The sequence below is a fragment of the Vibrio phycocola genome, from assembly GCF_053850235.1.
The window spans coordinates 347601-370042 of sequence record NZ_JBSQDJ010000001.1 but is presented as its reverse complement, the minus strand read 5'-3'; the positions used below and the strand labels follow the sequence as shown (position 1 = coordinate 370042).

Annotated in this window: 17 protein-coding genes; 7 read left to right on the top strand and 10 right to left on the bottom strand. The window is 42.6% G+C overall.

Going from position 1 to position 22442, the window contains the following annotated elements:
- Positions 1-209 precede the first annotated feature (209 nt).
- From ACWU4D_RS01695 to ACWU4D_RS01680, 4 genes are all read left to right on the top strand, one after another.
- Entirely contained in the window at positions 210-3578 is a 3369-nt protein-coding gene (locus tag ACWU4D_RS01695) for a hybrid sensor histidine kinase/response regulator (RefSeq protein WP_456049641.1), read from the top strand.
- Positions 3559-4461, top strand: coding sequence for a response regulator (locus tag ACWU4D_RS01690; protein ID WP_456049640.1), 903 nt, complete (start codon positions 3559-3561; stop codon positions 4459-4461). The genes ACWU4D_RS01695 and ACWU4D_RS01690 overlap by 20 nt, the downstream gene beginning before the upstream one ends.
- Before the next feature lie 175 nt (positions 4462-4636).
- Positions 4637-5173, top strand: coding sequence for an SCO family protein (locus ACWU4D_RS01685; RefSeq protein WP_456049639.1), 537 nt, complete (start codon positions 4637-4639; stop codon positions 5171-5173).
- Between the two features lie 2 nt (positions 5174-5175).
- Positions 5176-6744: a methyl-accepting chemotaxis protein gene (locus ACWU4D_RS01680; protein WP_456049638.1), complete on the top strand. Its 1569-nt coding sequence runs from the start codon at positions 5176-5178 to the stop codon at positions 6742-6744.
- A gap of 101 nt (positions 6745-6845) precedes the next feature.
- Here ACWU4D_RS01680 and ACWU4D_RS01675 read toward each other — a convergent pair whose 3' ends face one another.
- The 3 genes from ACWU4D_RS01675 to ACWU4D_RS01665 all read right to left on the bottom strand — a co-directional run bounded on the left by ACWU4D_RS01675 (position 6846) and on the right by ACWU4D_RS01665 (position 8271).
- A complete protein-coding gene (locus tag ACWU4D_RS01675; protein WP_456049637.1) occupies positions 6846-7298 on the bottom strand; it encodes a PaaI family thioesterase in 453 nt (150 codons plus the stop codon).
- Entirely contained in the window at positions 7295-7810 is a 516-nt protein-coding gene (locus tag ACWU4D_RS01670; RefSeq protein WP_456049636.1) for a NifB/NifX family molybdenum-iron cluster-binding protein, read from the bottom strand. Before ACWU4D_RS01670 ends, ACWU4D_RS01675 begins: the two co-directional genes overlap by 4 nt.
- Positions 7811-7986: 176 nt before the next feature.
- The gene (locus ACWU4D_RS01665; protein ID WP_456049635.1) at positions 7987-8271 is read right to left on the bottom strand and encodes a DUF134 domain-containing protein; all 285 of its coding nucleotides are present in this window, start codon (positions 8269-8271) and stop codon (positions 7987-7989) included.
- A 244-nt stretch (positions 8272-8515) separates the two neighbouring features.
- On the opposite strand from ACWU4D_RS01665, the gene ACWU4D_RS01660 reads away from it, so the two are divergent.
- Entirely contained in the window at positions 8516-9181 is a 666-nt protein-coding gene (locus ACWU4D_RS01660; RefSeq protein ID WP_456049634.1) for a DUF2982 domain-containing protein, read from the top strand.
- 7 nt (positions 9182-9188) lie between these two features.
- On the opposite strand, the gene ACWU4D_RS01655 is transcribed toward ACWU4D_RS01660, so the two are convergent.
- The 7 genes from ACWU4D_RS01655 to gyrA form a co-directional block, all read right to left on the bottom strand.
- The gene (locus tag ACWU4D_RS01655; RefSeq protein WP_456049633.1) at positions 9189-9845 is read right to left on the bottom strand and encodes an MBL fold metallo-hydrolase; all 657 of its coding nucleotides are present in this window, start codon (positions 9843-9845) and stop codon (positions 9189-9191) included.
- Between the two features lie 105 nt (positions 9846-9950).
- Positions 9951-11063: a DUF1513 domain-containing protein gene (locus ACWU4D_RS01650; RefSeq protein WP_456049632.1), complete on the bottom strand. Its 1113-nt coding sequence runs from the start codon at positions 11061-11063 to the stop codon at positions 9951-9953.
- Positions 11044-12081: an imelysin family protein gene (locus tag ACWU4D_RS01645; RefSeq protein WP_456049631.1), complete on the bottom strand. Its 1038-nt coding sequence runs from the start codon at positions 12079-12081 to the stop codon at positions 11044-11046. The genes ACWU4D_RS01650 and ACWU4D_RS01645 overlap by 20 nt, the downstream gene beginning before the upstream one ends.
- A 9-nt stretch (positions 12082-12090) precedes the next feature.
- Entirely contained in the window at positions 12091-13497 is a 1407-nt protein-coding gene (locus tag ACWU4D_RS01640; RefSeq protein WP_456049630.1) for a di-heme oxidoreductase family protein, read from the bottom strand.
- Positions 13498-13609: 112 nt separating this feature from the next.
- Complete coding sequence (locus tag ACWU4D_RS01635; protein ID WP_456049629.1) at positions 13610-14872, bottom strand: imelysin family protein; 1263 nt, start codon at positions 14870-14872, stop codon at positions 13610-13612.
- Positions 14873-15041: 169 nt separating this feature from the next.
- Positions 15042-15638: a GTP cyclohydrolase II gene (locus tag ACWU4D_RS01630; protein WP_456049628.1), complete on the bottom strand. Its 597-nt coding sequence runs from the start codon at positions 15636-15638 to the stop codon at positions 15042-15044.
- A 267-nt stretch (positions 15639-15905) separates the two neighbouring features.
- Entirely contained in the window at positions 15906-18632 is a 2727-nt protein-coding gene (gyrA, locus tag ACWU4D_RS01625; RefSeq protein ID WP_456049627.1) for a DNA topoisomerase (ATP-hydrolyzing) subunit A, read from the bottom strand.
- A gap of 327 nt (positions 18633-18959) precedes the next feature.
- On the opposite strand from gyrA, the gene ubiG reads away from it, so the two are divergent.
- A complete protein-coding gene (gene ubiG / locus ACWU4D_RS01620; protein WP_456049626.1) occupies positions 18960-19670 on the top strand; it encodes a bifunctional 2-polyprenyl-6-hydroxyphenol methylase/3-demethylubiquinol 3-O-methyltransferase UbiG in 711 nt (236 codons plus the stop codon).
- Positions 19671-20105: 435 nt separating this feature from the next.
- Positions 20106-22385 carry a class 1a ribonucleoside-diphosphate reductase subunit alpha gene (gene nrdA, locus ACWU4D_RS01615; protein ID WP_456049625.1) on the top strand — a complete coding sequence of 760 codons (2280 nt, stop codon included), beginning with the start codon at positions 20106-20108 and terminating at the stop codon, positions 22383-22385.
- Positions 22386-22442 lie beyond the last annotated feature (57 nt).

The following is a 22442-nucleotide window of genomic DNA, read 5'->3' as shown; positions in this document are numbered from 1 at the left end:
ACATTAAGTATCGGGGGTTGGTTCATTTCATGATGAACACAAAATTGAACTGGAATTAGTATTTACCACTTTAGACAGAATGGGTATGCGCAGTTAGGGCACAAAAACTACGTAGAATGACGCATAGTCTTAATAAAACGACCGCGGTATAATCGCGCGTTAGTAGGTTATCGTTACATTTGCTCTATCAAGGAAGATAGTACAGTAGTATGGAAAAAGTCCCGGTAACACGACGCCGTTATAACAAACTCGTCGCCAACGAATTACTCGAAGATTTCGCGTTACGTTTTACTGCAAAACGAGCGCGCAAGTGGTCGGCAAGCTGGATAGCCAATACAGCCCTCGGCATTGTCTCTTTCTTAGTGTTAGAAGCTCTTGGCGGCACCATCACTCTTAATTACGGTGTCACAAACTCCCTATGGGCTATTTTTGCTATCGCCATCGTGGTGATCTTTTCTGGTATCCCCATCTGTTACTACGCAGCCAAACATGGGGTTGATATCGACTTACTCAGCCGTGGCGCTGGGTTTGGCTATATTGGCTCGACGATTGTTTCTCTGATTTATGCTTCTTTTACATTCATTTTCTTCGCTCTTGAAGCAGCAATCATGTCGATGGCCATTGAGTTACTATTTGGTATCCCCTTACCCGTTGCCTATATCATTAGTGCGGTTGTTGTTATTCCACTGGTTATTCTTGGAATTACCAATATCGGTCGCTTTCAAATGTGGTCGCAACCCATATGGCTACTGCTGCAAATCGTACCTCTAATTTATGTATTCACTCACGCCGATGCTGATATTGACCAATGGCTTGACTATGCCGGAATCAATGATTCTGGTAGTGAGTTTAATTGGCTTTTATTTGGCTCAGCGTCTGCGGTTTTGCTATCCGTTGTCGCTCAAATTGGTGAGCAGGTCGACTTTCTTCGATTTCTGCCCGAAAAAGAAAAGTGTGGCAAAGTTAAGTGGTGGAGTGCCATGTTACTCGGCGGTCCAGGGTGGATGTTATTTGGCTCAGCAAAATTGGTGCTTGGTAGTTTTTTGGCATGGCTCGCAATAAGCCATGGCGTACTGCCTAACCTAGCTGGCGATCCCTCTCATATGTATTACACCGTGTTTACCTATACCTCGGATAATACTCAGTTTGCGATCGTGTGTGCTGGGCTATTTGTCATCATTTCTCAGCTTAAAATCAACGTTGCCAATGCTTATGCCGGCTCATTGGCATGGTCAAATTTCTTCTCGCGCTTAACCCACCATCATCCCGGTCGTGTCGTATGGATGGTGTTTAATGTCATTATCGCGCTTTTACTCATGGAACTCGGTGTCTATCAGCTAATTGAGGAAACACTGCAGGTATATTCTGTCTTGGTATTGGCATGGATTGGCTCTATCGTCGCCGATTTAGTCATCAACAAACCACTTGGGTTAAGCCCTAAAACTATCGAATTTAAACGCTCGAAGCTATATGACATCAACCCTGTTGGCGTAGGTTCAATGATCATAGCCTCGGTTGTTGGTATATTTGCACACCTCAACAGTTATGGCGAAATATTCAAAGCCTTTGCGTCATATATTGCTTTTCTTTTACCATTTGTGACAGTGCCACTTATTGCCTTGCTGACCAAGAGCCGTTACTACCTTGTTGAATCCGAGACGACGATTGTTACAGATAAAGAAGAGCACGAGTGCAGTGTCTGCGAGCTACATTTTGAACATGAAGATATGGCTTGGTGTCCTGCTTATGGCGGTCATATTTGCTCACTTTGCTGCTCTCTAGATGTTCGTTGCCACGATCAATGTCGCCCCGACGCCACGATTAATGCTCAAACAAAACAGCTACTTGCCCCTTACATGCCGCAGCGCTGGATTGATGGCCTTTCATCCACCGTCGCTCAGTTTATCGGCGTGATGATAATTGTCAGCGCGGCAATGGGAGCAATACTCGCCCTTGCCTATGCACATGTTCCACAATTAGATTCTGCTCAAATGGAAGCGGTATCAAGCGGGTTGTTGAAAGCATTTGCTTTGTTACTTATCCCGATTGGAATCGTAAGCTGGTTGTTTGTTCTTGCACGAACAAGTAATCGCACAGCATTAAAAGAGGTTCAAGCTCACACGGTCCTTCTAACAACAGAAGTCAACGCGCACCAAAAAACGTCCTTAGCGTTAAAGCAAGCGAAGAAAAGTGCTGAAACTGCGAATAATGCAAAGAGTCGATATTTGGCGGGTCTAAGTCATGAGCTGCGCACACCATTAAACGTCCTACTCGGGTATGCTCAGCTATTAAGCAATGATCAAAAATTAGATGAGCAAACACGCCAGTATGCCGAAATCCTGAAGCGAAATGGCAAGCATCTGTCCGATCTCATTGAAGGATTACTCGAGATTTCAAAAATAGAAGCTGGACGACTTGAACTTCATAGAGACGAATTCAGTCTCAGCGTCTTATTGGATCAATTAGCTGATATGTTCTCAATGCAGGCAACACGGAAAGGTATTGAATTTGAATTCGAGATCGCTAGCCATGTTCCTGTGTTTGTTGCTGCGGACAAACAACGTTTACGCCAAATATTAATTAATCTATTAAGCAATGCGATTAAATACACAGAGAGTGGAAAGATAACATTTCGTATCGACTATCGAAATCAAGTAGTACGCTTTACTGTTCAAGATACCGGAGTCGGATTATCCAAAAGTGAATTGCTGCAGATATTCAAACCATTTGAACGCATTCAAAATGAAGCCACAAATGCGATACCGGGTACTGGCTTAGGGTTAACCATCTCAAATGCGTTGGCCGATATGATGGGGGGCGAAATATCCTGCACAAGTCAAAGCGGGTTCGGCAGTGTATTCGTATTAAAGTTAATGCTACCTGAGGTTAGTAATCAATTGCCCGAACCGGAACTCATTAACGAAGCAGTAACTGGCTATCTGGGTAACCGAAAAACGATTTTAGTCGTCGATGATATAGAGGATCAACGCTTGCTGATTCAGCGTATCCTCACCCCTCTTGGTTTTAATGTTCTTACTGCTGATAGTGCTCAGCAGGCTCTTTCACTCGTAAATTCTCAGGCAATTGACCTGTTTATGCTCGATATTTTCATGCCGCAAGTTAATGGTTGGCAACTCGCTATTCAGCTTCGAAAACTTGAATGTAAACAACCTATTTTAATGCTATCGGCCAATATCCAAGAATTAGAAACCAACAACCAGCTCTTACGTTATCACAATGATTACCTTACCAAACCAGTGTCGGTTTCCTTGTTGCTGGCAAAATTGAGCCGCTTGCTCGATATTGAGTGGTGTTATGATGAGAGTAGTGATCGAAACGCTTATGTCGACAACGACGTCTGCCATACCATACCGACGAAGCAGCAATTAATAATATTACGCGAGCAAGCTGAAATAGGATTTATGTCCGGATTTAGCCAAACTCTTACGACGATAGAACAAAATCAAAGTATCTCGCCAAGTTTAATTAAATACTTCAAAGAGGAAGTTCAAAACTGCCATTTTGATAACATCATCATCCACATTAACGGACTATTAAATGAGCATTATCCCGAGTAATAATATTATTGTTTTGGTTGTGGATGATTCCCCCGAATCACTGGGAATGTTAAACGCCACGCTCAATCAAGCAGGGCTCACGGTGCTCGTGGCATTGAGCGGTCAGCAAGCGCTGTCGATCGTCGAGCGAGTTCAACCCGATGTAATTTTGCTTGATGCGATGATGCCAGAAATGGATGGGTTTGAAACCTGCATCAAACTCAAGGAACAACTGCCTGCTACACCGATTATTTTTATGACCGGGCTTGATGATTCTAAACACGTTATTCAAGGTTTTGAGTCAGGTGGCACAGACTATATTACTAAGCCAGTGGTCCCCGATGAAGTACTGGCAAGGATCCGCGTTCACAGCCAATCCGCGCAATTAGCTAAATCCGCACAAGCTGCACTCGACTATGCTGGTCAGTATATTTTCTGCGTATCCAATAACGGTAATCTTGAATGGGCTACCCCTCATGCCCAAGAGTTGCTCAATGAACTTGGTGAAGACAGCTCTGATACTTGGCAAACCATCCAGCAAGATATCGCCCTTTGGTTAATGCAAACCCCTGAATCTACGCCATTGATTCTCAAGCAATTCACCCCAAATTTAGAAGCCCACTATGCGGGTAATTACAATAGCTTGCATTCATTGGTGCGTATTTCTACACCAAAGAAAACAGGTTCAGAACAGGATTTGCAAGCTGCACTGGGTTTAACCAAACGCGAGTCTCAAGTTTTGTATTGGCTATCTTTTGGTAAAACAAATTGGGAAATCGCACAAATTCTAGAAATGAGCCCAAGGACCGTTAACAAGCACTTAGAACAGGTATATAAGAAATTGAACGTGGACAACCGTACCGCAGCGGCGAGTGTTTCCATCCGAATTTTAGAAGGGAACTAAATTTAAATAACGTCAATATACGTAAAATATTGGCCACTTCTTTTCTATCTAGTCTCTGTCGTTCGTTGTTGGTTTGACTCATTTCCCAGCCTTATAAATATTATAGATTTTTGGCAGTTTTTCAGTTATGCGCCTACGCTTAAATTAGTAGCGAAACGCAATAACTAGGAAACCTATGGCAAAAACAAAAATGTGGCTCATTGGGAGCTCACTATGGCTTGTGTTGGTCGGTGTAATTGCTGCTGTGGCCTTGCTTCCTGCCACACTGAACCAGAAAGTGCGCTTACCTAATACTGACATTCCTGATCCCTATGCAATTGTGTTTTTCGGCTTTCCCAGCTGCAGTGGCGCTTGCCCTCTAACATTGAGTTATTTATCTCAACTGGAACAGAATTGGGATAAAGATGAGGTGAAAATGCCTCAAGTTATCTTTATTAACATCGATAAAGACAGTACCCAGTATGCTTCGATGGAATATGCACAAGCATACAATTCAGAATTTATTGGTCATATGCCGAGTGAAAAAGAGTTTGCCCAATATAAAGCCGACTTTGGCTTGAATATTCACAAACTAAAAGATGATATCACTCATATGGCCAGGAGTTACCTTTTAAAACGAGAGCAAGACGAGTGGTCGATAATTAGAGCCTATAACCCAAATGAATACACGCTTGCGCAACTAAGTTCAGACCTTCAAAAACTGGAACCATAACTATGCTTAAATACTTTTTTATCTGCTATAGCAATAAGCTATCAACGAATATCAACGAGGCATTTAATCGTGACTTTAAACTCACTGATGGCGTCATGTTGAAGATTATATTTGCTTATTTCTTCCTAGTAACGTGTGTGACCTCTTGGCAAAACGGGTACTTTTACCTCGGTCTCATCGGCGGTGGTATTATCACAGCAATTTCAGTCATCGCTTATATGACAATCCGTGGAACAGTCGCATCTCGAGTAATTATGGCTACTGCTATTACCGCTTTCTTCGCCATTACCGCTCAACAAGCCAATGGCCTAGGTGAAGGTCATTTCGCTTACTTTCTAAACTTTATGATACTTTCACGATATCGCGATTACCTTCCTACGCTTGTAGGGTTAGTTCTTGGTGTAGTTTATCACGTTGGTCTTACTTACTGTCAGTCTATCGGAGCCGAGCTTGGCAACATCCCATTGATAATGTTCTCTTGGGGTGATGAAACGGCGTATGGTTTGTTGGCACCACTTGCCTACCATCTAGTTCTTGGCATCTTGGCATTTGCAGTTGCGTCATTCTATGTACTGGAAGGAAATAAAAAGTTTGTGGAATCTGAGTCTGTCATCGGTGCGATTGAAAAAGGTTATCAAGGTGATGTTTCTACTCGAATTGAAAATGTTGATGATTCCGTGCTCATTGATCAAACCAACAGTTTGTTTAGTAAGTTATCAAGCACTTTGATAAGCATGAATACAGTCTCAACCAACCTCGCTCAGCACACGTCTAACTTGAATAAATCCGCAGAGCGCTTATCGGATGATGCTTCGAATCAACAAGCAAGCATGACAACGATATCTGACTCACTTCAAGACATGTCTGCCGCAACAAATGAAGTCGCGGAAAGTGCCGAGCAAACCTCTCTTAGCTCTGCAGAATGCGTCAATCTCGCATCTGAAGGTATGCAAACCGCTGGAGAATTTAAAGAAACCATTCACGTTCTCGCAGGATCGGTTAATCAAGCATCCGGTATCATTAAAGAGCTTGAAAAAGGCAGTCAACATATTAATAGTATTGTTGCTACGATCAGTGGCATCGCTGAACAAACGAACCTACTCGCGCTTAATGCTGCAATTGAAGCAGCGAGAGCTGGAGATCAAGGTCGTGGGTTTGCCGTAGTTGCTGATGAAGTTCGTGTACTTTCCCAACGAACTCATGACTCTACTGAAGAAATAACCAAGATGATTTCTAGTCTATTAACCACAACCAACCAAGCTGTTGATACCATGAATAAATGTCAGAATCTAGCCGACTCAACCGTTGGCGGAGCCGATACGGTACATCATAACTTTTCGTCAATTTCGAGCGCCATCTCCTCCATTAATGCTCGAATTGAACAAATTGCAGCTGCAGCGGAACAGCAAGCGGTTACCAATGGACAAATTTCAGGCAACACCGATGACGCAGCTAAAACAACGCACTCTTTCCAATCCGAATCGAGTGAAATTTATCAACACGCAGACCAATTAAATGAACTGGCACAAGAGATGGTCTCACTACTGAAAGAATTTAAGCTTAGCGCATAACATAAACGAAGTGCCACCATATAGTAACTGGGATTACTGGTGGCACTTTTACTTTGATCATTCGAAAACAATTTCATGAGTCGTACTAATTTCAATAACTGTCACGCGAGCTTGGGCTGTAAGAACTTGGCCTTTGAACTCACACAACACTGCCCAGAAACCGTCAACTCCCCTTCTACGCAATAAATACCTCGTCGTTGACGAGTAACTGTCGCACTAATATTGACAGTATCACCGAGCTTAATAGGTTGATGAAATCGCATATTCAATTCAGCCGTTAACGCGGGAATATTCTGCTGAAGCAAGCAATGTGTCATTGCTCCATCGATTAGTGAGCTTGCTATTCCACCATGTAGTAACCCTTGGTAGCCCTGATGTCTCACTTCAACCACAAACTCAGCCTGTACCGACTGCTCATCTACCGGTGAATAGCTAATCCCGAGCCCAGCGGGCACATCAATACTCGAACCACATACAAAACAGTGTTGGTGCAATCTTTGAGCGTCGTTTAGACTGTCTAAATCCTGTGTTACACCCACCATAATTTGACTCATCGTTGGCAACATCTTCCTTTACCCTGTTTTTGTCCATGTTGTTGACGTTCGTCATCGCTACAACAACCACCGTGAGTTCGCCCATGTATGTGCTTGTGTTCGTGTTTATGCGCATGTTTGTGTTCGTGGTTACAACAACCTCCCGTTTTTTGCTTTTCACGATAGTTTATTGATTCACGCCCTTGGTCAGCAGAGGCTAACGTAGGCAATGCTTCCATATGTTCAAAAATACTCACCACGTCCAATCCACGTTGATTGACCTGCTTAACCACAATTTTTGAATCGAGAAGTTTTCCTAACATTCTTTCACCAACGTTTTTTACGACAACTTGACTCACTTGATACAAATTGAGTAATTCAACCAGTTTGCTCTTTCCTTCACAGTCTTTTTGCAATCCAGGATTTTCAAACTGCTTGATGAAATCACCGTTTTGGTTAAACAACGCAAATGCGCTTGCTTTAGTAAAATGATTTGATAGAGATTTATCTTGTAATGGCATCGCTATGTACATAATGTACTCCTTATTTAAATGGCATATGCTAAATATACACATGTAAATATCATATGCCAATTATTTTAAACAAAGAAATGAGATAAAAAATCGATTAAGAGTGGGAGTAATCAGTGGAAGCCCTACAGCATTAAATGAAATGCCGTAAGGAAAGACGCATAAGGAGGTGGCTGTTCTTACGACTCGGCGGTGTGCATCATGAGCGCTTTTCCGTTTACCAAGCAATCTGTCACTTTTAAACGAGCGGCTTTGACTAAGTTGGCCAGTGTTTGGCGTGAGACGCCCATAACAACTGCCGCCTCTTGTTGTAACATTCCTTGATAATCAACAAGGCGTAACGCTTCAAATTCATCAGGTTGTAAAAAAACTTGGTCTAGCTGTTTCATAGGAATACCGTTAGGCTTAAAACAACTATCTGCTGGAGAACCGCATATAATTCTTGGAATCTTAGGACGACCCATTACACAATGCCTTAAAATTGAGAAAATAATAACTGAACGAGTATTCAACTAGAAAGAGAGACAAAAAACAAGACTTTGCTTTCACCTTTCAATAGTTATTTAGGCGATTTGCCGCAAAAACACTCAGTGCTGATTGAATATACCCATAATGCTAAGACTCGGGCTCTCATCATTGATAAAAACTTGTTGGTTGGTTCCTTACGATAACTATATAGTGAGTTCAACGTTATTTAAGAGTGATTAAATGCAGACTCGTCAATTCGCAAACCTACAAATTGGCCTAACACCACGCTGGCGGGTACTCATTTTTTATTTGTATCTAGCCATCGCTCTGATCGCCGCGGTTCAAGTCGATAAATTCAGCAATGCGATCGCCATCCTAATGCTCTTTGCCGGAATAGCGTTAATTGCTTGGTTTATTATTCAGAAGTTATTAGTGAAGTACACCATGACACCAAGCCACTTTCAGCAGCACTTTTTTAAAGGTGGTTGGGTGGTAAAATGGAATAATATCTCAAGCATTGAAATGTGTTACATCGATCAGCAAGGTCACTCGCATCCATTACCATGGATTGGCATTAGACTAAAACAACCAGACCCATATTTGGATAGTATTTGTCCCCGTATCATTAGTGACCAATTACTAGAGCAACGTGCACTTTTGTATTCTGGATTAAAACAACAAGGGATGCGAAGTAAGTTTGAAGACTATATGCTCGATGACAGCCCATATACCAGTCCAAACGGCAAGATGTATAAAGGGTTACTGGCTATGATGGCAAATCGAATGCACTACCAACGACAAGCGATTGGTTTTGACATCTTTATTTCGATTCATGATTTAGGTTGCGATGCAGACGAGTTTATCGGTCTGGCTCGGCGCTATATCGCTGCCGCCGAGCCCGATTAATATGACACTAGTAAAGTGGCATTTCATCTGCAACAAATGGGTTGGAAGCACGTTCTTTACCAAACGTGGAGTTTGGTCCATGACCAGGTACAAACGTAACATCGTTGCCTAAAGGCCACAGTTTGGTTTTGATAGAGCTAATCAAGGTATCAAAGTCCCCTTTTGGAAAATCAGTGCGCCCGATGCTGCCGTGGAATAGAACATCACCAACAAACGCAAGCTGAGCACCTTGGCTATAAAATGTCACATGTCCTGGTGTATGGCCCGGAGTATGCAAAACATCCAACGTTTGATTGCCGAATGTTATGGTATCGCCTTCAACCAACCATGTTGATGGTTCAAACACCTCGGTTTGAGGAAAACCGAACATTTCACATTGGTTTTTTAACCCTTGTAACCAGAAGTTGTCATCTTTATGAGGCCCAACAATCGAAACATCTCCTAGAATTTCAGATAGCGCTAATGTGCCACCAACGTGATCGAGATGTCCGTGAGTTAATATAAGTTGCTCAACCTCGACGCCCAACTCTTCGATCATCATTCCAAGTTGTTTAGCATCGCCACCGGGATCGACCACAACACCCTTCATCGTTTCATCGCACCAAACGATCGAACAATTTTGCGCATAGGATGTCACTGGAACAATCTGATATTTAAGAGACATAGTTCACCTTATTTACTGTATTTTTATACTGGAACTATGACACTGCTCCGGTAACTTGACAAGTAAACATTACACCCTAATACAGCGTTGATTTTTCAACGTCGATTACGAAAGAAACGAATTTGGTTGACTAGGAATCGATGACCAGTGGTTATCCCACTGAATAGAACCCGAATGTATTATGGGAGATGCCGGGAAATGACTTTCCACAATTTTAGCGGAACCGGAACTTATATAAAAAGCCTCATTAGCAACGACAACTCCAGACGCATCGGGTAAGGAGGCTAATTCAACTAAGTCACCACTGTGTTTATCCCAAATGCCATAACAATTACCAGGAGGCGACGTGGCAACAATGTAGTCGTTATTCGCCGCGATGCTCGCAATATAATGGTTAAATCGAGCCCATTGCTCCGGCTCCGCATTAAGTTCAACCATCGCTTGCCCCGGCCTATGCATGGCGACTAAAGCTGGATAGTTATCGGGTTCACCTCGGTATTGTTGACCACAAAGAATGGTTTCAGCACCATCGTGGGCAAGATGGCGAATACTAAGGTGATGATCCCCTAGCCTCACTTGATCGAGCAACTCACCTTCATCAGAGAGATACGCCAGTGATGGTGACATGCTATCAAGATTGGTCGGTTTTCGATTCTGAGTTTGAACACCACCAACACCAACCACTAACTGTCCATTATTTTTAATAACAATCTCATGAGGTCCGATACCAAACTCAGTGAATTCAGCCACTTTCTTATATCCTTGATCAACTGAATAGACACCAATAATACCTTGGCTAGTCGCACTCTCGCCTTCTGTAACGTAAAGAAGCGCACCATTTAAGCTATACACTCCATGACCATAATAGTGACGATCTTTTGTGGCTAACTGCAGCTTAATCGTCTCACCAGTCAAGTAGTCAAACACCAACATGTATTGCCCTGGTCGTCGAGAAAACGCAACAGCATGAGACTGAGTGGGGTGAATCGCAATGCCGTGTCCTCGGCCCGGCAATGGCAACTCTCGCTGCATCTTGCCATCAAGACTGGCCACCACCACGCGATAATCACTGCGAGAAGAATACGAACACCCTATCAGCGCTGATCTCTTTTGGATTGCCGTACTCGCACAACCTAGAGGCAATAGTGGTAAGCTCGAACCCAATAACGCCGCTTTTAATAAAGTTCGTCTCGAACGATCAGTCACCATCGGTAGCATTAAACCCTATCACAACACCAAGCGCTACTGCCGCTTCTTGGTTCAATAAGTAATCAAGCTGTTCAATTTTATTCAATAAAGCTAAAGCTTGGCGGTAGCCAGCCTTAGTTTGCAGAGAGTCAAACAGATCGTCATTTTCTGGCCATTCGTTAAGTATACTCAAAAATTGCTGTTCGACTCTATCTGCGATTACCTGATGCCCTTCTGCCCTGAGGTGAGTATCCAAACCATCATTCTCTACATGATATAACCCACTCAGTGCTTCTATATTGAGCCGCAGTAAATGCAACGAATATTTCGAACGCCACGCTTCAGAAAAATATGGTCGAGGTTGGCCGATATTAGCGAGAGGACGTGTCAACTTCGACGTCGCAAATGAAAGCTGATTTGACATTAAGGACAGGTATTCCGACTCCCATGTAGTCTCATCCAGCTCTAACCACGGATTACTCTGCCAAGCATCAACAATAATGCTGCTGTTGCTAGACAAATGCTCCGTAACCGCGATACCAACTCGACACGCATCAGCTTGAGTACTGCTAAAGATGGGTGAAGCACTGTCAAATAAGAGCCACTCCATTGAACCTAACCCCTGGACTGACACACTCTGTTGACTCATATATTCCGAGCTAAGAGATTCACTCGTATTGACTAACTCAGTCATCTTACGCCCAGTGGTATTTTTCTTATCTGGCCAAAACTGAATATTCCAATTTTGCTCAAGTGCGTCTACTGGGCCTCGCTCCTGTCCTTGAAGTGCCATCCACTTTGAAGCAGTCGCGCGCCATGCTTGTTGCACATCCTCAAGTGATGTTTCACGGCTACAGTATTGCTGAAAACTAGAAGTAAGAGCTTCAGTTTGTGTATAGAACTCCTGAGCCGCATTAAACTCGGCAAGATACACAGGTTGGCTAATATGCGTTGTTTGTTGAGGCTTAAACCCAGAAAGCGTGTCAGATGTTGAGCATCCTGCCAACCCGAGAAATCCCAAGCCTATGATCAGATTTTTTATTCGCATTCATTTCACCTATAAAGAATTTATAAACGCTTTCAATGCTTCACGTTCATTACGAGAGAGCTTTAATACGCGTTGTTTCACTAAGTCCGCTTCACCACCATGCCACAATACGGCTTCAAATGGTGTTCGTGCTCGGCCATCATGAAGGAAGTTAGCCTCTGAGCTCACTTCTTTGCTGTAACCTATCCCCCATAATGGGGCGGTACGCCATTCACGACCATTGGCCAACGCTTCAGGGCGATTGTCTGCTAGGTCTGGCCCCATGTCGTGCAAAAGCAAATCTGTGTACGGGTCAATAAGCTGCTGACTAAGTGCTGGTAACTCTGCATTTTCTGCGGTTCGAATATTCGACTTATGACACCCAGCACACCCGATTTCATTGAATATCGTTTCTCCACGAGCAACCTCTTCATTACTCATATTTCGACGAGCAGGGACAGCAAGATGCTGACTATAGAATTCGATGAAATTGAGTATATTATCACTAACTTCGTGCTCACCGCCATTAGGCTGCTCTGCACATATCTCTTGCTTAGAGCTACAATTAGCCGCGGGAAACAAACGGCTTGTGAGGCCAATATCATTGCTAAACGCGGCGGCATTTTGTTGCATTAATGTCGGCTGCCCAGCTTTCCATCCAAATCGCCCTAATTCTTGTTGCTCAGTTTCAACGTTATATACACGATTTGGTCGACCGGAGATACCATCACCATCCAAATCATCAGGGTCAGCGAATGACAAAATAGTCTCTTCACTAATATTCTCTAACAAACCCAGTCCAATCATGGCTGGAGCGATACGAGCCGAGATCATTGTATTGGGATGAAGTGGCCCATAATTAAGGTCTGCAATCGTAACGCTTGGTTTTCTCAATTCAACCGTAGCGCCATCCTCAAAGGTAACCGTTACGGGTTGATAATTCACTTCAACCCGACCTTCCGGCATCTGGTTTGGTAACGCGAAATCTTGCAACTGAGTTCCATATGTTGGCTCTGGGTTAACACCCAATTTTGCATACAACCGCCGTTCTTCTTCCGACTCAACAGGTATACTCATTCGAATCAACATCGAAACAGCAAGATCGGTTTGATTCGAAGGAGCATGGCCTCGCCCATCTTTGAGATGGCAGTTTTCACAACCGTTTGTGTTAAACAGCGGTCCTAAGCCATCTCGCGCATCGGTTGATGACGGTGCTGGCACCCAAGGATTACGAAAAAAACTGTTGCCAACACTAAAATCCAATTGCTTGGAAAGAGGTAAATTGGGTGCTGCTTGAGAATAAGCATTCGCTCCACGTTGCTGAGTCGTCGTTTTCCCACCCGAATACGGAGCCTCAGCAAATACGGAACCAACAATCATCAACGCCATCATTGAGCCAATCGATAGACGAGCCACTGTTGGAAGAAGTTGTATCATAAATTACTCTTTTGGTTAACACGACAAAACCCAGAGCTCGAATTATATAAAATTGCGAGGCTCTGGGTTCAATATTTACTCTGAATTACCTAATATATTAACGTCAAATATATTAAAATTCGTGATCTGCGGTATCAGGGTTCAAATTATCGATAGCCAAGATTCCTGCTGCTTTTTCAATAGCGGCTGTTTGCATAACTAAAGCAGAAATAGCACTGTTTACAATTTTATGCCCTTCGCTATTATTTGCTGCAATAAGCTGATCAAAATAGACATTATTTTTCTCAGCAGAATCAACAAGCGCGTGTACTTGCTTCAGGGTGTTATCAAATTCGCCTTGAATAGCTACAGCTTCAGTATCATTCTTTTGTTCGACAAGATCTTTGATACTTGGACCAGAAACCACTTCACCATTAATACGGGCATACTCTCCAGTAAAGACATTGTAAACGCCTTGAGCATTATAGAAGTGAGAGTTATGAGTGTTATCTGAGAAACAATCATGCTCATCTTCTGTTGAATTCGCTTCCAAAGCCACTTTCATACGCTCACCAGCCAGTTCGCCTAGTGAAAGCGACCCCATACCAAACAGCATTTTACGTAGGCCATTTTCGGCACTTTCTGCTAGTAATGTTTGACGGTAATTATCAGATTGTTGTGCAGACCATTGCTGCTCCATCCATTCAAGGTCTTGAACCAATAGTTGTGCCGTCGCTTGTAAGTAATCACCGCGACGTTCACAATTACCATTGGTACACTGATCGCCATTCAGATAGTCGGTGTATGAGCGATTGCCGGCACCTGCATTGGTTCCATTTAGATCTTGTCCCCACAAAAGAAACTCAATCGCATGATAACCAGATGCAACGTTGGCTTCAGATCCGCCGACTTCATTTAAACTGGCGATAAGCTCAGGGGTAATCTCTTTGGCATCAACCGTCGCTGCACCAATAGTCAAAGAGGTATTAGCAATAATATTTGCACTTGCACCTTCGTTACCTAATTCATGTTGGTAGTCTTTTGCCACATAGTCAATCAGACCTTCATCAAGAGGCCATGCGTTTAATTGACCTTCCCAATCATCAACAATGGCATTACCGAAACGGAACACTTCAGACTGTTGATATGGAACTCGAGCAGCAAGCCAATCGACTTTCGCTTGTGCAAAAGTTTCTTGAGTCGGATTTGCTAAGAAATTTTCAATAGAATTGTTGAGTTTTTTAGCACTTATCAACGAATCTTCAAATACGGCGTGTGCCACATTCGCATAGTGTTCTACAACTTGGCTTTCGGTAATTTGAGCTGCATTTACGTTGGTTGCTGAAAGGGCAAGTGCCACAGCTGTCGATACTGATAGAGTTAATCTGGCTTTCATTAATGACTCTTCCTTGTTATTTTGTTGCTATAAATGTTAATGCAAATTATTATCATTGGCAATTGTATCGACTATACTAATGATAAAAATATTTTTTTCAACTACAAAAAGTAAGAAAGCCCCAACAAACGTTAGGGCTTTCTTACTTTTGAAAAAATAGGCTCAATGATTAAATATCGAGGTTATGGTTCCCGTGATCAACTTTCGCTTTTAGGTAGTCTTCATTACCCTGCTTTATGTGAGCAAGTGTATTCACCACTTCTGCGATTTCGATACCATGCTCGGCAAGTTCACGAACTTTCTTTGGATTATTAGTGATTAGCTTAATCGAATTGATATTCAACGCTTCTAACATTTGCGCCGCTTCACTAAAGTCTCTCATATCATCATCAAAACCGAGGTGACGATTCGCTTGATAGGTATCTAATCCTTCACTCTGTAAACGATAAGCATCGATCTTATTATATAAACCGATGCCACGCCCTTCCTGACGCAGATACAAAATAATCCCACCATGCTCACCCATCTTATTGATGGTTTCTTCAAGCTGTTCACCACAATCACAACGAGACGAATGAAACACATCACCCGTCAGACATTCGGAGTGCATTCTCACAAATGGCGTAGACTGCGACTTATCGGCAGATTTGAATATGATCGCTACGTGTTCTTTTTCCGTCTTAAGACCACTAAACGAGAGGATTTCAGCCTCTATATTACTTTTTGCACCGACTTTTAGATCAACTCTGGCTCTAACTTCCGCCATACATACTCTCACTCAGAAAATTAGCTTTAAACATTATAATGATTGTTACTAGCACTGTATCGTCAATTGTAACCTAGACAACCATGAGTCGACATGCAGTTAAATTCAATAAAACGACCAAATACGTTTGTTATATTATAACAAAGCAACTTAGAAATAACCTTGAATCTCGTTATATCAAAGAATCATTTCGACGCAGTGTTCAACGAAATAAGGATAAAAAAATACCGGGCCTTATCGACCCGGTATCAATGTACGGTCTAGAGTTTATTTCTCGTCGACGTCATTGTCATTTTTATCATCTTCAGGGTTAGAGCTATCAACGCTGTTGGCAGAATCGTCAGCGTCGGTATCTAACACCGCTTGCTCTTCTTCTGTTAATTCCAACTCTTCGATCTCGTCAATACGTTGTAAACCAACGACTTGCTCTTCTTCAGATGTTCGGATTAATGTGACACCTTGAGTGTTACGTCCTACTTGGCTTACTTCGGCCGAGCGAGTTCGTACCAATGTACCTGCGTTGGTGATCATCATAAACTCATCACCATCTGAGACTTGAACTGCGCCAACAACACTGCCGTTTCTCTCAGACACTTTGATAGAAACCACACCTTGAGTACCACGACCTTTGGTTGGGTACTCTGTCAAAGCTGTACGTTTGCCGTAGCCATTCTCGGTCACTGTTAGCACATTATCAGCTTCACTCGATGGAATGATCAGAGAAACAACTTGATCATTTTCTGCGAGTTTCATACCACGGACACCAGCAGCAGTACGACCCATTGGGCGAACACCTTTAAACTTGATTTCAGGATTACCGTTTTCATCAAGAACAGGGTTACCATTTTCATCAACAACAGGAATTTCTTCTGCTTCTTTAAAGCGAACAACTTTACCCGCTTTCGAGAACAGCATAATTTCACTGTCGCCATTGGTAATGTCTACGCCGATTAATGAATCATCTTCACGCAGGTTCAACGCTATCAATCCGTTAGAACGAACATTTGCAAACTGGTCTAGTGAAGTTTTCTTAACCGTACCATCACCTGTTGCCATAAAGATAAATTTCTCAGGAGAGAACTCACTCACAGGCAAGATAGCGGTAATGCGCTCATTTTCCTCTAACGGAAGAATATTCACGATTGGTTTACCACGAGCAGTACGACTCGCTAGTGGTAGTTGATATACTTTAAGACGATACGTTTTGCCACGTGTCGAGAAACAAAGAATGTTATCGTGCGTATTCGCAACTAATAAACGCTCAATGTAATCCTCTTCTTTCATCTTAGTGGCACTCTTACCTTTACCACCACGACGCTGCGCTTCGTACTCATTGAGCAATTGATACTTCACGTAACCTTCGTGTGACAACGTCACTACAACATCTTCACGAGCGATAAGCTCTTCCATATCGATGTCATGGGTAGCAGCGGTAATCTCGGTACGACGAGCATCGCCAAAGGCATCACGAACTGTCTCTAATTCTTCACGGATAACTTCCATCAAGCGCTCAGTGCTTGAAAGAATCAGCATTAGTGCCGCGATATCTTCCAATAGTCCTTTGTACTCGTTCAAAATCTTCTCGTGCTCTAAACCGGTTAAGCGGTGTAGGCGAAGATCTAGAATCGCTTGAGCTTGTTGCTCTGTGAGGAAGTATTGACCATCACGAATACCAAACTCAGCCTCTAGCCACTCAGGACGTGCTGCATCTGTTCCTGCACGTTCGAGCATCGAAGCAACATTACCCAGGTCCCAGCCACGAGCCAACAAGCCAGCTTTCGCTTCTGCTGGACTTGGCGCTTTACGGATCAATTCAATGATTTCATCAATATTCGCAAGCGCGAGTGCAAGTCCTTCAAGGATATGAGCTCGGTCACGAGCTTTGCGTAATTCAAATATAGTACGACGAGTTACAACTTCGCGACGGTGGTTAACAAAACACTTCAACATTTCTTTCAAGTTGAACAGTTTTGGTTGGCCATTGTCGAGCGCAACCATATTGATACCAAATGTGGTTTGAAGCTGAGTTTGAGCGTATAGGTTGTTTAATACAACTTCGCCCACAGCATCACGCTTACATTCAATAACAATACGCATACCTTCTTTATCAGATTCGTCACGCAGTGCACTAATGCCTTCGACTTTCTTATCTTTTACTAACTCAGCAATTTTTTCGATTACACGAGCTTTGTTAACCTGATAAGGAATTTCCGTAATCACAATCGTTTCGCGACCGTTCTTATCGGCTTCAATATCCGCTTTCGAACGCATGTAAACTTTACCGCGACCCGTTTTGTAAGCGTCAATAATACCCTTGCGTCCACTGATCAAAGCTGCAGTTGGAAAATCCGGTCCGGGAATATAATCAATAAGCTCATCAATCGTGATGTCTTCGTTATTAATATAAGCAAGACAACCATCGATTACTTCAGTTAAGTTATGCGGTGGGATATTGGTTGCCATACCAACCGCGATACCCGATGAACCATTGACAAGAAGGTTCGGTATCTTTGCTGGTAAAACGTCAGGAATCTGTTCCGTGCCATCATAGTTAGGTACGTAATCAACCGTATCTTTATCTAGATCAGCTAAAAGCTCGTGCGCAATTTTTGCCATACGAACTTCGGTATAACGCATCGCAGCAGCTGAGTCACCGTCAATGGAACCAAAGTTACCTTGGCCATCCACTAACATGTAACGTAGCGAGAACGGTTGAGCCATACGAACGATAGTATCGTACACTGCACCATCACCATGAGGGTGATATTTACCGATTACGTCACCAACCACACGGGCTGATTTTTTGTATGCTTTATTCCAATCATTGCCTAGTACATTCATCGCGAAAAGTACGCGTCTGTGTACTGGTTTTAAGCCATCTCGTACATCTGGAAGAGCACGACCAACGATAACTGACATCGCATAGTCAAGGTAAGAACCACGTAGCTCTTCTTCGATGTTGACGGGTGTTATCTCTTTAGCTAACTCGCTCATAGAGCCAATATCCCTCTATTTGTTCTTTCGTATTCTTATACGTATAAGGTTGGAAAATATAGCATAGATTTACACATGGGGGCATCTCTTTCCCATCGGTTTTAATGGGATGTGACATTTGTTGTGAATCAATTGGTTATAATATACTCAATCCATAGTTAAATGTCGATTCACCTCCCTATTTTACGACCGTATTTTGCTTTAAATTGGCTTTCTCTAGCCAGATTGCATCGACTAGGTATATTATTTTAATCTTAAGAGCTTAAACCCAACCTTGGTATCGTTCGTCGGTATCAATGAGTATTGATGTGTTAAAAAGAGTTAAACATGAATCAACCACACAATGTCGACCCAAAAGAAATACAAAAATTTGCTGATATGGCATCTCGCTGGTGGGATCTAAATGGTGAATTTAAACCGTTGCATCAAATCAACCCGCTGCGATTGCACTATGTTTTAACCAAAAGCGATGGCTTGTTCGGTAAAAAAGTTCTTGATGTAGGCTGCGGTGGCGGCATTTTATCAGAAAGTATGGCGCAACAAGGTGCTCACGTTACTGGACTTGATATGGGTAAAGAGCCACTTGAAGTTGCTCGATTACATGCGCTCGAAACAGGAACCAAGAACATCAACTATATCCAGTGTCCTGTGGAGGTTCATGCCAATGAGCACCCAGAAAGCTATGATGTAGTAACATGTATGGAAATGTTAGAACATGTTCCAGATCCTTTATCTGTTATCCAAGCATGTTCTAAGCTCGTTAAACCTGGCGGTCACGTATTTTTCTCCACGCTCAACCGAAATTTTAAATCTTACCTGTTTGCGATCGTAGGAGCAGAAAAACTGCTAAAAATCGTTCCTGAAGGTACGCACGATCATGAAAAGTTTATTCGGCCTTCAGAATTGATGTCGAAAATTGACAAAACCCCGCTTCAATCTAATGGTATTACAGGCATTGCCTATAACCCCTTAACCGACTCTTACAAGCTCAGTCAAAATGTTGACGTGAACTATATTGTACACACATTGAAACCATAAAATTCCGCTAGCACATCACTTGTATATGGTCACATTATTGTGCAACATTTGTGTACTAGGATCTCATTTTAACGCTTGATCTTTCACGACAAATTTTTGTCAAAGATCAAGCTGTTTTTTTTTGTTACCAGTTATAAATTAAGCAACTTTATCATTACATTTCTTCAAGTGCTTTTCATTTCTAAAACCATCAGTAAGTAACCACTAACTTTCTTGATGGAAAATTTTACTTATCCACAACCTGTCCAACGATTGTTACTTGCAATGACGTTACGATAGCACTATCTTGGTACTCGAAATTGATTTTACCCCTACATATAGTGTCTCAAGCATTATATGTAGACGTGAATTTATATCACAAAGCCGACAGTAGAAACTTTACAATAAGAAATTTAACCCTTCGGCTTTTCAGTTTTGTTAGGGAAATATAGTAGAATGAACCAGCAACTTACAGTCACCAAGCGTGACGGCCGCAAAGAAACCATCGATCTTGAAAAGATCCACCGAGTGATCACATGGGCAGCAGAAGATCTCAACAATGTATCTGTATCCCAAGTTGAACTTAAAGCTCAAATTCAATTTTATGATGGCATTACCACGTCCGACATTCACGAAACCATAATTAAATCAGCCGCCGATCTAATCTCTGAAGAATCGCCAGATTATCAGTATCTTGCCGCTCGCCTAGCCGTCTTCCATTTACGTAAAAAAGCGTATGGTCAGTACACTCCACCAGAGTTGTACGATCATGTTACTGCGCTAGTTGAGTTAGGTAAGTACGACAAGCACTTAATGGAAGACTACTCAAAAGAAGAGTGGATCGAACTTGGAAAGTATATTGATCATCGTCGTGATCTTAATTTTTCCTATGCGGCTGTTAAGCAGTTAGAGGGGAAGTACTTTGTCCAAAACCGAGTCTCTGGAGATATTTATGAGAGCGCTCAGTTTCTTTATATCCTAGTATCAGCCTGTCTATTTGCTAACTATCCAAAAGAGACTCGCCTGAGCTACGTAAAGCGCTTTTACGATGCGACATCTAACTTCAAAATTTCATTACCAACGCCGATTATGTCAGGCGTTCGTACTCCTACGCGCCAATTTAGCTCGTGTGTATTGGTGGAATGTGGTGATAGCTTAAACTCAATCAACGCTACCGCAAGCTCAATTGTACGTTATGTCTCTCAACGCGCCGGAATTGGTATCAACGCGGGACGTATTCGTGCATTAGGGTCAGAAATTCGCGGCGGCGAAGCATTCCACACCGGGTGTGTACCATTCTATAAGTATTTCCAAACAGCTGTAAAATGTTGTTCTCAAGGTGGCGTACGTGGTGGTGCAGCAACTGTTTTCTACCCACTTTGGCACCGTGAATCCCAATCGTTAATCGTGTTAAAAAACAACCGTGGTGTTGAAGAGAACCGAGTCCGTCATATGGATTATGGCGTTCAGTTAAATAAGTTAATGTACGCGCGCTTAGTTAAAGGCGGTGACATTACGTTATTCTCCCCTTCGGACGTCCCCGGTTTGTACGATGCCTTTTTCGAAGATCAGGCAGAATTCGAACGCCTATATGTTAAGTACGAAAACGATCCTTCAATCAAGAAGGAAACCGTTAAAGCAATCGAGCTATTCTCGTTATTAATGCAAGAACGAGCGTCAACCGGCCGCATTTATATCCAAAATGTCGACCATTGTAATACACACAGCCCATTTGATGCCTCTGTGGCTCCTGTACGTCAGTCAAACTTATGCCTTGAGATTGCGCTTCCAACCAAGCCTCTTGAAAACGTAGAAGATGAATCTGGTGAAATCGCCCTGTGTACTCTGTCGGCGTTTAACCTTGGTGCTATTGAGTCTCTCGATGATTTTGCTGAGTTATCGGATCTAGTCGTTCGTGCACTTGATGCACTACTCGATTATCAAGATTACCCGCTTCCAGCAGCACACCGTTCATCGATGAATCGCCGAACGTTAGGTGTTGGTGTAATCAACTACGCTTATTACCTAGCGAAAAATGGCGTGAAATACTCTGATGGTAGCGCCAATAATCTGACCCACCGTACGTTTGAAGCGATGCAATATTACCTACTCAAAGCATCAGTGGAACTTGCAAAAGAGCAAGGCCGTTGCTCTCTCTTTAACGAAACCAATTATGCGAAAGGGTTACTCCCAATCGATACCTACAAAAAAGATATCGATGATATTTGTGATGAACCATTACATTACGATTGGGATGCATTACGTGAAGAGATCATGGAATATGGTTTACGTAATTCAACGTTGACCGCATTAATGCCATCTGAAACTTCTTCACAGATTTCAAATGCGACCAACGGGATTGAACCACCGCGTGGTTATGTTTCGATTAAGGCGTCTAAAGACGGTATTTTGAAACAGGTTGTCCCTGAGTTCATCGAATACAAAGATAACTATGAACTGCTTTGGAATATCGGTTCAAATAATGGGTATCTGCATCTCGTTAGTATTATGCAAAAATTCGTCGACCAAGCGATTTCTGCCAATACGAATTACGATCCAAGTCGTTACGACTCCGGCAAAGTTCCTATGAAGCAACTTCTTCAAGACTTACTGACTGCATACAAATATGGTGTTAAAACGCTTTATTACCATAATACGCGTGACGGTGCTCAAGATGATCAGAAAGACGTTGCATCAGCAGACGATGATTGTTCCGGCGGAGCGTGCAAAATCTAACCTGCATTTCCCTAATTATTAGATTCCACTTATTTGCCCTCGGTAGAGGGCTTATGA